Origin of the sequence: Cronobacter sp. HA18003 (genome assembly GCF_011605905.1) — a bacterium.
Classification (GTDB): domain Bacteria; phylum Pseudomonadota; class Gammaproteobacteria; order Enterobacterales; family Enterobacteriaceae; genus Cronobacter; species Cronobacter sakazakii.
Window position 1 is genome coordinate 570,946 of sequence record NZ_JAANQO010000021.1, and the last position, 14,867, is coordinate 585,812.

The 14,867-nt window shown below is 56.0% G+C and carries 14 protein-coding genes; 2 read left to right on the forward strand and 12 right to left on the reverse strand.

What is annotated here, in order from left to right:
* Window positions 1-51: 51 nt before the first annotated feature.
* The 4 genes from G6041_RS13845 to dnaB all read right to left on the reverse strand — a co-directional run bounded on the left by G6041_RS13845 (window position 52) and on the right by dnaB (window position 6,403).
* Complete coding sequence (locus G6041_RS13845) at window positions 52-1,734, reverse strand: ShlB/FhaC/HecB family hemolysin secretion/activation protein (RefSeq protein ID WP_166491664.1); 1,683 nt, start codon at window positions 1,732-1,734, stop codon at window positions 52-54.
* Between the two features lie 420 nt (window positions 1,735-2,154).
* Window positions 2,155-3,348 (reverse strand): aromatic amino acid transaminase, encoded by a 1,194-nt coding sequence (gene tyrB, locus G6041_RS13850; protein ID WP_004386194.1) that lies wholly within the window; start codon window positions 3,346-3,348, stop codon window positions 2,155-2,157.
* A 408-nt stretch (window positions 3,349-3,756) separates the two neighbouring features.
* Window positions 3,757-4,836: an alanine racemase gene (alr, locus tag G6041_RS13855; protein WP_012123627.1), complete on the reverse strand. Its 1,080-nt coding sequence runs from the start codon at window positions 4,834-4,836 to the stop codon at window positions 3,757-3,759.
* A gap of 160 nt (window positions 4,837-4,996) precedes the next feature.
* Entirely contained in the window at window positions 4,997-6,403 is a 1,407-nt protein-coding gene (dnaB, locus tag G6041_RS13860; RefSeq protein ID WP_004388597.1) for a replicative DNA helicase, read from the reverse strand.
* A gap of 120 nt (window positions 6,404-6,523) precedes the next feature.
* Here dnaB and G6041_RS13865 point away from each other — a divergent pair, with 120 nt between their 5' ends.
* Window positions 6,524-7,507, forward strand: coding sequence for a quinone oxidoreductase (locus tag G6041_RS13865; RefSeq protein WP_012123626.1), 984 nt, complete (start codon window positions 6,524-6,526; stop codon window positions 7,505-7,507).
* 180 nt (window positions 7,508-7,687) lie between these two features.
* On the opposite strand, the gene pspG is transcribed toward G6041_RS13865, so the two are convergent.
* From pspG to G6041_RS13885, 4 genes are all read right to left on the reverse strand, one after another.
* Window positions 7,688-7,948 carry an envelope stress response protein PspG gene (pspG, locus tag G6041_RS13870; RefSeq protein ID WP_012123625.1) on the reverse strand — a complete coding sequence of 87 codons (261 nt, stop codon included), beginning with the start codon at window positions 7,946-7,948 and terminating at the stop codon, window positions 7,688-7,690.
* Window positions 7,949-8,078: 130 nt separating this feature from the next.
* Window positions 8,079-9,074: a tRNA dihydrouridine(20/20a) synthase DusA gene (gene dusA, locus G6041_RS13875; RefSeq protein WP_041460353.1), complete on the reverse strand. Its 996-nt coding sequence runs from the start codon at window positions 9,072-9,074 to the stop codon at window positions 8,079-8,081.
* Between the two features lie 90 nt (window positions 9,075-9,164).
* Complete coding sequence (locus G6041_RS13880; RefSeq protein ID WP_041460352.1) at window positions 9,165-10,445, reverse strand: conjugal transfer protein TraF; 1,281 nt, start codon at window positions 10,443-10,445, stop codon at window positions 9,165-9,167.
* Between the two features lie 148 nt (window positions 10,446-10,593).
* Window positions 10,594-11,100, reverse strand: coding sequence for a cupin domain-containing protein (locus tag G6041_RS13885; protein ID WP_012123621.1), 507 nt, complete (start codon window positions 11,098-11,100; stop codon window positions 10,594-10,596).
* A 109-nt stretch (window positions 11,101-11,209) separates the two neighbouring features.
* Between G6041_RS13885 and zur the strand changes: the two genes are divergently transcribed.
* A complete protein-coding gene (gene zur, locus G6041_RS13890) occupies window positions 11,210-11,725 on the forward strand; it encodes a zinc uptake transcriptional repressor Zur (protein WP_007871399.1) in 516 nt (171 codons plus the stop codon).
* 79 nt (window positions 11,726-11,804) lie between these two features.
* On the opposite strand, the gene G6041_RS13895 is transcribed toward zur, so the two are convergent.
* The 4 genes from G6041_RS13895 to G6041_RS13910 all read right to left on the reverse strand — a co-directional run bounded on the left by G6041_RS13895 (window position 11,805) and on the right by G6041_RS13910 (window position 14,740).
* A complete protein-coding gene (locus G6041_RS13895; RefSeq protein ID WP_004388591.1) occupies window positions 11,805-12,014 on the reverse strand; it encodes a CsbD family protein in 210 nt (69 codons plus the stop codon).
* Between the two features lie 207 nt (window positions 12,015-12,221).
* Window positions 12,222-13,529, reverse strand: coding sequence for an MATE family efflux transporter DinF (gene dinF / locus G6041_RS13900; RefSeq protein WP_012123619.1), 1,308 nt, complete (start codon window positions 13,527-13,529; stop codon window positions 12,222-12,224).
* Between the two features lie 125 nt (window positions 13,530-13,654).
* The gene (lexA, locus tag G6041_RS13905) at window positions 13,655-14,263 is read right to left on the reverse strand and encodes a transcriptional repressor LexA (protein ID WP_007888886.1); all 609 of its coding nucleotides are present in this window, start codon (window positions 14,261-14,263) and stop codon (window positions 13,655-13,657) included.
* 108 nt (window positions 14,264-14,371) lie between these two features.
* Window positions 14,372-14,740: a diacylglycerol kinase gene (locus G6041_RS13910; RefSeq protein WP_004388588.1), complete on the reverse strand. Its 369-nt coding sequence runs from the start codon at window positions 14,738-14,740 to the stop codon at window positions 14,372-14,374.
* Between the last annotated feature and the right edge of the window lie 127 nt (window positions 14,741-14,867).

A 14,867-nucleotide genomic window follows, 5' to 3' on the forward strand; every position in this document is an offset into this window, starting at 1 on the left:
ATTTCGCTGGCGTTCTGCTGTAATTTTACACATCGCGCCAGCAAGATGGAGTCAGTATTGCCACTGCACGGCAAAACCGAGCGTGAAAGGACTGGTATGCAGATCCTGCGGTTTCATAAGCGGCACGCCGGCAAAGAAATCGTAGCCAAATTTGCCTTTTACGCCGCGTACGCCAAGCGCCGCGCCCGCCAGTTGCTTGCCGCTCCAGTAATCATTTTTCGAGCCTTTTACTTCGCCGTAATCAACGCCAAGATAGGGCTGCATTCCCCACTGCGGCAGATTGAGATTAATGTCGTTGCGCAGATACCAGCCTTTATCAGCATAAATGGTGGTTTCGCCATCGAAACCGCGCACCGTCCAGCGGTTGCCGATCGTGAATTTATCCGGCTGCGTCAGGCGATCCGGCGATGTCTGAGACATAAAGTGCGGCTCATAACTCATCGCGACATCGCCAAATCTGAACGGGAACGCGCCATCAACGCCGAGCGTAATAATGCGCGCCTGCGCATCGGCGTTGCCGACCATTTCTTCGGCATCCTCTTGTTCATTAAACCAGTGCGCGGCTTTCTGGTAGCCCAGACTGCCTTTGATCTGTCCGAACGGGAGATATGCCAGATGTTCCAGCGACAGCTTCCAGTTGCTGGTTTTTCGCCGCTGCACCTCAATTTCCACATCATTAAGCAGATAGGTGGAATGACGGCGGAAAGCCTTTATCGCCAGCGTGGTTTTCTGGCTGGCGCTGCGGTAAATAACCCGGCTAAGCTGCGCGCTGAGGTATTTTTCAATGCCGCTATAGAGATAGCGGGAGACACTGTCATGAATAGTTTGGGTATAGCGGTATTTGCTGCCATACAGCTCAAGCTGCCAGTACCCCCACGGGACTGAGTAAAACGCCGAGACGTTATCGCTGCGCCTGCCATCCTCATTTTTAAGCCCGCCGCCATAAGCGATATAAGACATATCGTTAAACGAGGTGAGATTATCCAGATAAAGTGCCAGACCGCTCTGATAACGCCCGGTATATTTGCTGCCGGAGTCATCCGCCCAGGCACCGAGACGCCAGTGTTTCGGCTGAGTACGCATGACTTCAACGCGCGTTTCGCCAGGCTTCGCGCCGGGCACCAGATTGATCGTTGCCTCAGAGCCAGGCGTGCGTTGCAGATTCTCGAGCCCTTGTTCAAGGCCACGCAAATCGAGAACGTCGCCCTCACGTTCAGGGAAACTATTTATTGCATGAATATATTCTTCACCGTCACCTTTAAAAACAATATCGCTAATCGTGCCCGGAACAATTTGAAACTTGAGCGTGCCGCTTTTGAGATCCTGCGCCGGAATTAATACGTGCGTCGTAATATAGCCATGTTCTATCAGCCGGTTTTGCACCGCTTTATGGATCATTTTCAAACCATTAATACCAACGCATTTCCCTCTCACGCTGCGCATCACATCCTGAAATGTCATCCAGTGCGCTACCGCGTTTTTATTCTCAAACTCAATGGCGTTAACATGATAGCAGGGCGCTTCCTGAGGTAAATTCAGCCCCTCTTCAGGTTTATTACTGGTGGATGAAAGTAAGGATTTACTTTGCGTAGCCAGGCTTTCCTGGCGGGCTTCGTTCTGCTGTTTTTGATTTAATGACTGCTGATTTTCAGGAGTATCGGCGAAAGCCTGGGAGCGAACGGCCGCCAGCAACGACAGGATCGCTATACATACGGTTGCACGATAAAAAATCACGTTAATTCCTCAACAATCCTTGTTTACAGGCTGCGAATTGATAGTTGTTGTACCCGCGACCTGACTACATAAAAGTAGTTTTACCTATATCGCCACGATGCAATTTCCACAAAAAATTCCTGTAAAAGAATACAAATCTTTCCGTCAATAAAAAGTAATTACACATTCCCGAAATAAATAGCAGAAAAACGCGTACGCAGTTAAGGCATCCACTAATGAACAAATATGGAAAATAACTCACGAAAAGCACATTAAAGTTTTAAAAAAGTAATGTTGTGCTTTAACGGTGGGGAGGTATAAAAGGCGGCTGCTTTGTGAAAACTAATGATATTTTACAAATCGGCGAATCACATTTAAGAAGATCCGAAAACAGAGTTACAGAATAGCAAAAGCGCTGCCAGGCAGCGCTTTTAAACGGCGTTACATCACGGCGGCAAACGCCTGTGCCACCTGTTTTACGTTACGGCTGTTAAGGCCCGCCACGCACATGCGTCCACTGCTAATCAGATACACGCCGAACTCATCACGCAGGCGGTCAACCTGCGCGGCACTGAGACCGGTGTAGCTGAACATGCCGCGCTGTTTAAGCAGATAATCGAAATTGCGCCCCGGCACTTCTGTTTTGAGCACGTCCACCAGCGCCTGGCGCATTTCCAGAATGCGGCGGCGCATCGCTTCCACTTCCGCGAGCCACTGCGCTTTCAGCGTGGCGTCGTTAAGTACCGTGGCCACGACCTGCGCGCCGAAATTCGGCGGGCTGGAGTAGTTGCGGCGCACGGTCGCTTTCAGCTGACCGAGCACGCGAGCAGCGGTTTCCGCATCGTCACAAACCACAGACAACCCGCCCACACGCTCGCCATAGAGCGAGAAGATTTTTGAGAATGAGTTGCTGACCAGCATCGGCAGGCCCGCGCTGGCGATGGCGCGGATCGCGTACGCGTCTTCTTCCATCCCCGCGCCAAAGCCCTGATAAGCGATATCCAGGAACGGGATAAGCTCGCGCGCTTTTAGCACGTCAACCACGGCGTCCCACTGGGCGTTAGTCAGATCGGCGCCAGTGGGGTTGTGGCAGCACGGGTGCAGCAGCACGATATCGCGCGCAGGCAGCGTGTTGAGCTTTTCAAGCAGCGCTTCGAAACGCACGCCGTTGGTCTCTTCATCAAACCAGGGGTAAGTGCTTACTTCAAAGCCTGCGCCGTTAAAGATGGCGACATGGTTTTCCCAGGTCGGATCGCTCACCCAGACACGGGACTGCGGAAAATAACGCTTAAGGAAATCCGCACCGATTTTCAGCGCGCCGGAACCGCCCACCGTCTGGATGCTGGCGATACGCCCTGCGGCCAGCGCCGGGTGATCGGCACCGAACAGGAGCGGCGCAATGGCGCTGCGGTAGTTGTTGAGCCCTTCCATCGGAAGATAAAGCGAGGCGCCGTGCGGCTGCGCGTTCAGCCGTTGTTCCGCCTGCGCTACGGCCTGCAGCTGTGGAATGATATTTTGTTCGTTGTAATAGAGGCCGATACTCAGGTTTACTTTGTCACTGCGGGGATCTTCTTTAAAGCGTTCCATCAGCGAGAGGATGGGGTCGCCGGCGTAGGCGTCAACATTCTGAAACACGCTTGGTTCTCCAGATTTACGGTGTGATGTGTCTTCACAATAAACCGGATAGCGCAGCAGATCGAGAGCAATGTGACGGGTGCGATGCCCTGGGGAAGATGGCGGGCGCGCAGCGTTAATAAACACGGCGGGTGCGCTGCGCTTACCCGCCCTACAGAAGACATGTCGATGTTGGTAGGGTGGGTAAGCGAAGCGCACCCACCGTCAGTAAAAACGAGGTTTAACGTATCCGTAAGGTGGGTAAGCGCAGCGCACCCACCGTCAGTAAAAACGAGGATTAACGTATCCGTAGGGTGGGTAAGCGCAGCGCACCCACCATCAGTAAAAACGAGGATTAACGTATCCGTAGGGTGGGTAAGCGCAGCGCACCCACCGTCAGTAAAAACGAGGATTAACGTATGCGTACCTTCAGTCGAGGTAACGCATTGCCACCCTGGAGGTCAGCCGCGTTACAAGTTCGTAAGCACTCACTCCCGTCGCTTCGGCGATACGCTCGACCGGCAGCGCCTCGCCCCACATGATTACCGTATCACCCGCTTTTTCCGCCGCGTCAGGGCCTAAATCGACGCAGATCATATCCATCGCCACGCGCCCGACAATCGGCACTTCACGGCCATTAACCAGCACCGGCGTACCCGTCGGCGCGCAGCGCGGATACCCGTCGCCATAGCCCATCGCCACCACGCCAAGCCGCGTATCGCGCTCGCTCACCCAGGTGCCGCCATAACCGACGGGTTCGCCCGCTTTGTGGTCACGCACAGCGATAAGGCTTGACGTCAGTGACATCGCAGGCTGAAAGCCAAGCTCCGCGCCCCAGGGGTGGGTATCGAGCGGCGACAAGCCGTAGAGAATAATGCCGGGGCGCACCCAGTCGAAATGCGACTGCGGCCAGAACAGGATCCCGCCGGAGGCGGCAATCGAGCGCTTACCCGGTTTGTCGTGTGTGAAACTGTTAAAGATATCAAGCTGGCGTTCGGTGGCACCGCAGTCTGGCTCGTCGGCACGTGCGAAATGGCTCACCACGTTCACCGGCTGACGTACGTTTTTACAGGCCGCGAGCCTGTCGTAAAACGCCTGCGCCGCCTCCGGGCGCACGCCTAAGCGATGCATACCGGTGTCGAGCTTCATCCAGACGGTGACTGGCTCTGAGAGCGTCGCCTGCTCCAGTGCCGCCAGTTGCTCTTCGCTGTGTACCGCGGTGTGGAATCGCTGCGCGGCAATCGCGGGCAGATCGGCTGCGTTGAAAAAACCTTCGAGCAAAAGAATGGGTTGGGTAATGCCGCCTTCGCGCAGGCGCAGCGCCTCTTCGAGGCGCGCCACGCCGAACGCATCGGCATCAGGAAGAGTGCGGGCGGTCTCAAGAAGACCGTGTCCATAGGCGTTTGCCTTCACCACCGCAACCAGCTTGCTGGCAGGCGCCAGTTCACGCAGGCGTTGCAGGTTGTGACGCAGAGCGCGGCGGTTTACTACCACAGTTGCCGCTTGCATTGACTTTCCTTGCTTATTTAAAGAGTTACCGTAAATCCCCTAAATCATTCGCGTTGCAGGAAGGCGACAAGCTCGTGAATCCCCGGGAGCTTAGTAAACTAAGTGACCGGGGTGAGCGAGCGCAGTCAACGCACCTGCGGCGTGAAGGATGACGGGGATTTTATTCGTCGTCGTACTGGGGACCCGCGTAGTTATCAAACCGCGACCACTGCCCGTTAAACGTCAGGCGCACCGTGCCTATCGGGCCGTTACGCTGCTTACCGATAATAATCTCCGCGATGCCTTTTAAGTCACTGTTTTCGTGGTACACCTCGTCACGATAGATAAACATGATAAGGTCGGCATCCTGCTCGATAGAGCCGGACTCACGCAGATCCGAGTTCACCGGGCGCTTGTCGGCGCGCTGTTCCAGCGAGCGGTTAAGCTGCGAGAGCGCCACCACCGGCACCTGAAGCTCTTTCGCCAGCGCTTTCAGCGAGCGGGAAATCTCGGCGATTTCCAGCGTACGGTTATCAGAGAGCGACGGTACGCGCATCAGCTGTAAGTAGTCGATCATAATCAGGCTTAAGCCGCCGTGCTCGCGATAAATACGCCGCGCGCGGGAGCGCACTTCCGTCGGCGTCAGGCCCGAGGAGTCGTCAATATACATATTGCGCTTCTCAAGCAGGATGCCCATCGTGCCAGAAATACGCGCCCAGTCTTCGTCATCCAGCTGGCCGGTACGAATGCGCGTCTGATCCACGCGGGAGAGCGACGCCAGCATACGCATCATGATCTGCTCGCCGGGCATCTCAAGGGAGAAGATCAGCACCGGTTTATCCTGAAGCATCGCGGCGTTTTCACACAGGTTCATCGCGAAGGTGGTTTTACCCATCGACGGACGCGCCGCCACGATAATCAGATCTGAGCGCTGCAAGCCCGCGGTCTTTTTATTGAGATCCTGATAGCCCGTATCCACGCCCGTCACGCCGTCGTGCGGCTGCTGATAGAGCGTTTCGATACGCGCGACGGTGGCTTCTAAGATCTGATCGATACTCTTCGGGCCTTCGTCTTTATTGGCGCGGTTTTCGGCTATCTGAAAGACGCGGGATTCGGCGAGATCGAGCAGATCTTCACTGGTGCGGCCCTGCGGATCGTAACCGGCGTCGGCAATTTCATTGGCGACAGAAATCATGTCTCGTACGACCGCGCGTTCGCGCACGATATCAGCATAAGCGCTGATGTTCGCAGCACTTGGCGTGTTTTTCGACAGCTCCGCAAGATACGCAAAACCGCCGACGCTTTCGAGCTGTCCCTGAAGTTCAAGTGATTCAGAAAGCGTAATCAGATCGATGGGTTTGCCCATCTCCTGCAGGCGATGCATTTCGGTGAAGATCATGCGGTGCTGGCGGGTGTAAAAATCCTCGGCCACGACGCGCTCGGCCACATCGTCCCAGCGCTCGTTATCCAGCATCAAACCGCCCAACACCGACTGTTCCGCCTCCATGGAATGCGGCGGCATTTTCAGCCCGGCGACCTGCGGGTCACGAGGTTCAGTGGGTTTGTTGAAGGGTTTATTTCCTGCCATAGTGAATGGAGTTACCAAAAATCATCATCAGAGAGAATGAGGAGTGTATCTGATCTGAGTCGTTTTGTACTCAGTTTGCGCGCTCCTGCTTTCATGCCCGACCCTTAACAAGGAGTTCCTATGGCGACGCGTATTGAGTTCAGCCAGCATGGCGGACCAGAAGTGTTAAAAGCGGTGACCTTTACCCCGGCCGCCCCGGACGAGCTGGAAGTGCAGGTGGAAAACAAAGCCATCGGCATCAACTATATCGACACCTATATTCGCAGCGGTCTTTACCCGCCACCGGCGCTCCCGGCGGGCCTTGGCACCGAAGCGGCGGGCATCGTCACGAAAGTCGGCAGCGGCGTGACGCACCTGAAACCTGGCGATCGCGTCGTCTACGCACAGTCGGCGCTCGGCGCCTACAGCTCGGTGCATAACGTGCCGGCAGAAAAAGCCGTTGTGCTCCCGGATGTTATCTCGTTTGAACAGGCGGCGGCCTGCTTTTTAAAAGGGCTGACGGTGTTTTATCTGCTGCGCAAAACGTATGAAATTAAACCCGACGAGATGTTTCTGTTCCATGCCGCCGCGGGCGGCGTCGGGCTTATCGCCTGCCAGTGGGCGAAAGCGCTGGGCGCGCGGCTTATCGGCACGGTCGGTTCGGCCGAGAAAGCCCAGCGGGCGAAACAGGCGGGCGCGTGGCAAACCATCAACTACCGTGAAGAGAATGTGCCGGAGCGGTTGCGTGAACTGACCGGCGGGAAAAAAGTGCGCGTCGTGTATGACTCGGTGGGCAAAGAGACTTGGGAGTCGTCGCTCGACTGCCTGCAACGTCGCGGCCTGATGGTGAGCTTCGGTAACTCCTCCGGCCCGGTGACGGGCGTGAATCTCGGCATTCTTAACCAGAAAGGCTCGCTCTACGTGACCCGCCCGTCGCTGAACGGCTATCTGACCAACCGTGCCGAGCTGGAAGAAGCCAGTAACGAGCTCTTTTCGCTTATCGCCAGCGGGGTGATTAAAGTGGAGGTGGCGCAGAGCCAGAAGTTTGCGCTCGAAGACGCCGCGCGCGCCCATAAGACGCTGGAGAGCCGCAGCACGCAAGGCTCCAGTCTGTTGATTCCCTGAAAGAATTAGGGCTTCCCGCAGGAAGCCCTTTCTTTTTATTGTTTGCGCTATATGTAGGGTACAGCGCTGATGAATTCGGTAACACGGCTGACATAGTGCCAGACAGGCCCGTTAAAAAACATGGCTTAGCGCGCAAAGTAACATGGAAAGTTGCGAGGTTGTGATCAACCCCGCAACTTATCAGTAACGCCAGCGATTCGCCCGGCTGTAACGTGAGGTGCGACGATACTCCGGCACTTTCGGGGCCTTCACGCTGCGGATCACCCACACCACTGCCACCGCCAGCAACAGCCACGGCAACACTTTAATCATCAGCGCGAACACGCCACCGAAAAACATCACCAGGGTTGCTACCATTAGCGCGGCGATAATCCCGATAAGCGACACGCCGGTCGCCAGCAGCATCAGAAAGAAAGCCACCACAAACAGCAGTTCAAACATTCTCGTTCTCCTTAAAAACGTTATGCCCTGCTATTACAAGTTTCGTGCCAGAATTAAATCATTGAATTAAAAAGAAACGCCCCGGCATGTCATCCGGGGCGTTAGTGAAATTGACGATATTCTGGTGAACTTAACGTTTGTCGGCCACCAGCTTTAACGCCTGCTCCAGCACGTTAATATCCGCGCCAGGCTTATGGGCGTTTTCGCTGAGATAGCGACGCCACTGCCGCGCGCCGGGAATGCCCTGGAACAGGCCGAGCATATGGCGGGTGACGTGACCCAGATATGTGCCTTTCGCCAGCTCACGCTCAATATACGGATACATGGCGCGCACTACCGCCACCGGATCGGCATCCGGCACATCAAGCCCGAAGATTTCGCGATCGACCGACGCCAGTATGCCAGGATTCTGGTACGCCTCGCGGCCCACCATCACGCCGTCCATATGTTCAAGGTGCGTTTTCACGTCATCCAGCGTTTTGATGCCGCCGTTAATCGACATCGTAAGCTTCGGGAAATCGCGCTTGAGCTGATGAACGCGCGGGTAATCCAGCGGCGGGATTTCGCGGTTCTCTTTTGGGCTCAGGCCAGAGAGCCACGCCTTGCGCGCATGAATAATAAAGGTGTCGCAGCCGCCCTGCTCCGCCACGGTGCCGACGAAATCGCAGAGGAATTCGTAGCTGTCCTGGTCGTCGATGCCGATACGGGTTTTCACCGTCACCGGAATGGAGACCACGTCGCGCATCGCCTTAATGCAATCGGCGACAAGTTGCGCCTCGCCCATCAGGCAGGCGCCGAAGCGGCCATTCTGGACACGGTCGGACGGGCAGCCGACGTTAAGGTTTATCTCGTCATAGCCGCGCGCCTCGGCAAGCTTCGCGCAGTGCGCCAGCGCCGCCGGATCGCTCCCGCCGAGCTGTAACGCCACCGGATGTTCCTCTTCGCTATAGGCGAGGTAATCCCCTTTGCCATGAATGATCGCGCCGGTCGTCACCATTTCGGTATAGAGCAGCACCTGCGATGAGAGCTGGCGCAGGAAATAGCGGCAATGGCGATCGGTCCAGTCGAGCATCGGCGCGATGGAAAAACGATGGGCGGGAAAAGCGTTACGGGATGTGGACGTCATAATAGCTAAGCGAGTCGAAGTTCGGGCTGAAAAAGGGGCGCTACTATAGCACAAACTTCAGGCAGGGGCGCATTGCGCCCCTGCACATGGTCAGAAGGTCAGGCTCAACTGCGCGCCTGCGCCCCAGGTTTCGTCTTCACCAACGATGCCGGTCAGATCGAGATGCACGCGGTTAAACGGCGCGAAACCGACGCCCGCAGTAAACACGTTGCTCTCGTTATCTTTCACGTCCGCGCGATAACCGGCGCGCACCGCCAGCCAGCTAAGCGGACGCACCTCGGCACCCACGCCGACGAACTGCGAGTTTTCTTCGCTCTTAAAGCCTTTGGTTTCCGTCAGATCGCCATCGGCGCTCAGGGTCACCAGATCGTTATGCCAGGCCACGCCCGCCGTCACCAGCGGCGAGATCTGATAAGTATCTTTATACCCGTTAACCTCTTTGGTATCGATATCACGCGACATCAGGTTCTGCCCGCTCACGCCCACGGTCCAGTTCGGGCCAAAATCCGCTGCCACACCCGCATCAACGTTGAAGCCAGTGTCGTCGTTGCGATAGCGCGAGCTGTTCCAGTCGCTGCTGTTGTAGTTATAAATCGAGGCCGTGTAGTTATAGAGCCAGGTTTTCTGCAGCTTCGGCGTAACGCCGACGGAAACCGGCACGTCGCCCACCTGGAACCGATGCGCGAACGCCACGCCGTAATCAGAAACGATCGCCGCGCGGCCAAACGCGGTAGACGTCAGGCGATCGGTGATAGCGTCAGAGCCGTTAATCGCGGCGTTGATGATCTGTGTGCCTGCGTAAATATCATCGTTCTGGATGCGGCGCAGATAGTCGATGTCGCTTTGGTCCACACGGGTGCTGACACGCGCATGCGCATAGGCTTTCGCCACAAACGCCACCGCCAGCACGTCGTTTGGAATACTCACCGCGATGCCGCCCGCCGCGCGTGCGCTTGCCGTTTTACCACGCAGGTATTCCAGCTCGTCGCCAAGTTCCCGTGCTGCGCCCTGGAACTGGCGCAGCGTGCCAATCGGGTTCGCCGCGATATCGCCCGGCGTCAGGCTGTTGACCACATCGCGATAATAATCGACGCGGTCGCTGATATGATCTATCTCATCTTCGAGATTGTCTTTATCGGTAATTTGTGCCTGTAATGCAGGCAAAATTACCGTAATGTCATCTTCTGGCTGTGAACGTGCCAGTAATGCCGGGTTAATTAACGCGCCGCTGCCGTAATCGGCTGACGCCACGCCGGTGCCGCCCATCGCATCGTTACGCGCCTGCGCCCAGGTATTGGCTGCACTCGCCTGATTGGCCATCACCAGAGAAAGGGCGACGGCTGCCACTGAAGGTTTGATTATATTTTTCACTGTTTACCCTGCTTATTAGCAACATCAAGGACATCCTCTGTCAGCTCATGACAGAGACGATTTCTGTTGTGAAGAACGCACTACGCCAGAGGTTGAGGCTAAAAGCTCAACGGCACTACCGGGCTCGTTTCGTGATCGCCCTCATTATTTATAGATTAGGGTTCTTAATTCGTGTAGGTAAGCCGTCGTGTGGGCCAAAAAATTGTGGCGGGTGGTCTATCCAGCGATCCGGGCGCGTGGCGGCGTAAGGGCCGTTAAGCGGATAGTAAATGCGGTTTTCCGGTTTGTTCGCCTCGCCCACCACCAGTAACCGGACGTCGCTGTCGGTGTTATTGATAAAGGTGTGGCAAAGGCCGGTGCCTGCCGGGAAGCCGACGCTGTCGCCCGGTTTTAACGGCCACAGCTCGCCGTTGAGCCAGACATCCGGAAACCCTTCGAGCACATAAACAAACTCTTCTTCGCTGCTTTCCGCATGCGGGTAAGACGTACGACGCCCCGGCGGCAGGCGCTCATGATGAATGCCGAGCCGCGTGAGCCCGGTACGCTTCGCCAGCGGCGCGCCGATAGACATCAGTTCGTTGCTGTCCGGATAACAGGCGTCATCGTTGCCTTCGACTTCCTGCCAGTGACAAATACATTCAGGGCGCGTATGCATATAAACCTCCGGTTAATGTTCACTGAAAGGTATAACACAGGCGGGATGTCGGTGTTTCAGCCAGTTCATGATAAAGTGATGACATCAACACGATTCATAGAGGATGCCGATGGATACGACGATTTCGCAGGAAGTTCTGGCGCAGGCTGAAAAGCTCTGCCAGCAACGTAATGTGCGCCTGACTCCGCAGCGCCTCGAAGTGCTGCGCCTGATGACCATCCAGCCGGGCGCGATCAGCGCTTATGATCTGCTCGATTTATTACGCGAAAGCGAACCGCAGGCGAAACCGCCCACCGTTTACCGCGCGCTTGATTTTCTGCTGGAGCAGGGGTTCGTGCATAAGGTGGAATCTACCAACAGCTATGTGCTGTGCCACTTATTTGATAATCCGGCGCATACTTCCGCGATGTTTATTTGCGACAGGTGTGGGGTGGTAAAAGAAGAGGCAGCGGAAGGTGTGGAAGATATAATGCATGCGCTGGCGGCCAGGATGGGCTTTGCGTTACGCCATAACGTGATTGAAGCGCATGGGTTGTGTGCGGCGTGTGCAGAAGTTGAGGCGTGTCGCCATCAGGGGCAGTGTGGTCACGACCACAGCATTACGGTGAAAAAGAAAGGACGTTGAATCAGGTTGGGTGGTACATCCTTGTACCGGTGGGCAGGGCAGCCTCAGAGGGAAAATACCGTTTGAGGTGGTGGCCCGATTACCAGCGGTAATCGTGGCGGCTTTCCCAGTCAGTCACTTCCTTGTCGGCCTCATCTTTCGCGTAACCGTAACGTTCCTGGATTTTACCTACCAGTTGGTCACGTTTCCCTTCGATGATGGTCATATCATCGTCGGTTAATTTACCCCATTGCTCTTTCACTTTACCTTTAAACTGTTTCCAGTTACCGCCAGCTTCATCTCTGTTCATAGACGTCTCCTTAACATTCGGTAGTGAATCAGTCTCACAGGTTTTCCTGTGGGGGTTCAGCCCGAGTCATCTTCATCATTTGCTGAACGTACTATCCATTTTAGACGTCAATTTTAAACCTGGCGGGATATTCAGAATCTTTAACCATAACGAAGCGCTGACACCGACAAATTTTCTTTTACTGGTGAGGCGCTGTATCAGGGATATTCAGTGCAAAAGACGCCCCCGGCGCCATAAATAGCCGAGCGACAACCCACGCAGCGCCAGGAAAACGGTGAGCGCCAGCCACAGGCCGTGGTTGCCAAGCTCTGGCAAGGTGAGCAGCGTCAGGCCAAAACCGAGCGCCGCGACGGCCATGCTGTTACGCATCTCCGCCCCGCGCGTCGCGCCGATAAACATACCGTCCAGCAGATAACACCAGACGCCGACCACCGGCAGGATCACCTGCCAGAAGAGATAGGGCTGCGCCAGCGCCTGAAGCGAAGGTAATGACGTGAGCAGTGACACAATGTACTGCCCCGCCACGGCATACAGCAACGCGAACGCCAGCGCCACCATCCCCGCTTGTCTGCATGCCGCGCGCCAGACGCTGCTCAGCTGCGATTTATCCTGAGCGCCGAAGGCCTGCCCGGCATGGGCTTCAACAGCGTAGGCGAAGCCATCAAGCGCATAGGCGGTGAAGGTCAGGAGTGTCATCAGAATGGCGTTCACCGCGACGATATCGCTGCCGAGCCGCGCGCCAAAAACCGTGACAGACCCGAAGCAGAGCTGCAAAAGCAGCGAGCGCAGCATGATGTCGCGGTTAAGCGCAAGCAGTCGGCCAACGCCGCCGCGCCACGCGGTTTTTAGCATCGCAAGGGTAATACCGCGCAGGCGCAGCACGCGGGCCGCCATCACAAGACCGATGCCAAGCGTCGCGTACTCTGCCAGCGCCGTCGCCAGCGCCGCGCCCTGGACGTTAAGGCCAAGCCCCATCACGAACCAGAGATCGAGCGCGATATTGAGCAGATTGCCGACCACCAGCAGGATCACCGGCGCGCGGGCGTACTGCACGCCTAACAGCCAGCCCAGCAGGACAAGATTAGCGAGCGAGGCAGGCGCGCTGAGCCAGCGGATTTCAAGAAACCGTCGGGCCTGCGTCAGCACCGCGTCGCTGCCGCCGGTAACATGCAGCGCCAGATGTATCAGCGGCTCGCGCAGGGCGATGATCAGCATACCGGCAATCAGCGCCAGCGCCATGGGCTGCACCAGGGCGCGGGCCAGCGCTACCGGATCGCGCGCGCCGAACGCTTGGGCGGTCAGGCCGGTGGTGCTCATCCGTAAAAAAAGCAGCAGCATAAACAGGAAACTGGTAGCGGTAGCGCCCACCGCGACGCCGCCCAGATAGACGGGGCTGTCGAGATGACCAATAACGGCGGTATCCACCAGGCCTAAGAGCGGCACGGTGATATTGGAGAAAATCATTGGCAGCGCGAGGCGCCAGAGAGCTTTATCGGTAGAAGTGAGAAAGGGCATATGGCGTTCCGATGCCGTTACGCGAAGATGAAAAAATATGCAGTCTTTAGCAGACGGGAGAGGTCATTACCGTAACCGGGGCGGGCCAGTTACGGTAATGCGGCGTCAGTGAGCCGGAAAAGGGCTCAGAGCCATTCGCCGTTGCGGATAACGCCGACCGCCAGACCTTCGATAGAGAAGTTATGCTCGCGCAGATCCACAACGATCGGTTTAAACTCGCTGTTTTCCGGCAGCAGCTCAACGGTATTACCCTGTTTTTTCAGGCGTTTTACCGTTACTTCATCATCAATGCGCGCGACGACAACCTGGCCATTGCGCACATCCTGCGTTTTATGAACCGCCAGCAGATCGCCGTCCATAATTCCGATATCTTTCATCGACATTCCGCTTACGCGCAGCAGAAAATCGGCGTTTGGCTTAAACAGGCCAGGATCAACCTGATAATGCCCTTCGATATGTTGCTGAGCCAGCAGCGGTTCGCCCGCTGCCACACGCCCTATCAGCGGCAGCCCGTTTTCTTCTTCCTGCAACAGACGGATACCGCGCGACGCGCCGGAGACAATCTCAATCACCCCTTTACGCGCCAGCGCTTTAAGGTGCTCTTCCGCCGCGTTCGGCGAACGGAAACCCAGACGTTGCGCGATTTCCGCACGCGTAGGCGGCATGCCGGTCTGGCTGATGTGATCCCGAATGAGATCAAACACCTCTTGTTGCCTGGTAGTTAATGCTTTCATTCCGCCCCCTGGGTGCATATACAGTGATGCTGTGAGTATATACAGCTAAAGGTGATTTTAAAACCATAACCGGTTAAAAAAGCGCTTCTTTCGCGATTTCTGGAAAACTTATCGCAAATGCTGCCAGAGCAGCGTGACCCACACGACCAGCGCGAGGATAATCGACAGCAGAACGGCGGCGGAGCCCATATCTTTGGCGCGGCCTGAAAGCTCATGAAATTCAGGGCCGATGCGATCCACCACCGCTTCGATGGCGCTGTTGAGAATTTCGACAATCATTACCAGCGTAACGGAGCCAATCAGCAGCACGCGCGTGATCGGATCGACATCCAGCCAGCAGGCGATAAGAATAGCCGCTATCACGGCGACCCCTTCCTGGCGGAACGCCGCTTCATTTTTCCAGGCGGCGCGTAATCCCTTCCAGGAATAGCCGGCAGCGTTAATAATTCGGGTTAACCCCGTGGTGTTATTGGCCATGACAAGAAACCTTTTTTAAATTCAGGCGTCAATGCTAATGCGCTTCGATAAAGAAGCACCACAGAAATTCTACGGAGTTTCTGATATTCTTGCGCCGCAATTGCATTATTAACCAGAGGCTTTACAT

Excerpts from the sequence above, each read along its gene's own strand:
- alr (WP_012123627.1), bottom strand. The coding sequence starts at position 4,836 with ATGCAAGCGGCAACTGTGGTAGTAAACCGCCGCGCTCTGCGTCACAAC.
- dnaB (WP_004388597.1), bottom strand. The coding sequence starts at position 6,403 with ATGGCAGGAAATAAACCCTTCAACAAACCCACTGAACCTCGTGACCCG.
- G6041_RS13865 (WP_012123626.1), top strand. The coding sequence starts at position 6,524 with ATGGCGACGCGTATTGAGTTCAGCCAGCATGGCGGACCAGAAGTGTTA.
- pspG (WP_012123625.1), bottom strand. The coding sequence starts at position 7,948 with ATGTTTGAACTGCTGTTTGTGGTGGCTTTCTTTCTGATGCTGCTGGCG.
- dusA (WP_041460353.1), bottom strand. The coding sequence starts at position 9,074 with ATGACGTCCACATCCCGTAACGCTTTTCCCGCCCATCGTTTTTCCATC.
- G6041_RS13885 (WP_012123621.1), bottom strand. The coding sequence starts at position 11,100 with ATGCATACGCGCCCTGAATGTATTTGTCACTGGCAGGAAGTCGAAGGC.
- zur (WP_007871399.1), top strand. The coding sequence starts at position 11,210 with ATGGATACGACGATTTCGCAGGAAGTTCTGGCGCAGGCTGAAAAGCTC.
- G6041_RS13895 (WP_004388591.1), bottom strand. The coding sequence starts at position 12,014 with ATGAACAGAGATGAAGCTGGCGGTAACTGGAAACAGTTTAAAGGTAAA.
- dinF (WP_012123619.1), bottom strand. The coding sequence starts at position 13,529 with ATGCCCTTTCTCACTTCTACCGATAAAGCTCTCTGGCGCCTCGCGCTG.
- lexA (WP_007888886.1), bottom strand. The coding sequence starts at position 14,263 with ATGAAAGCATTAACTACCAGGCAACAAGAGGTGTTTGATCTCATTCGG.
- G6041_RS13910 (WP_004388588.1), bottom strand. The coding sequence starts at position 14,740 with ATGGCCAATAACACCACGGGGTTAACCCGAATTATTAACGCTGCCGGC.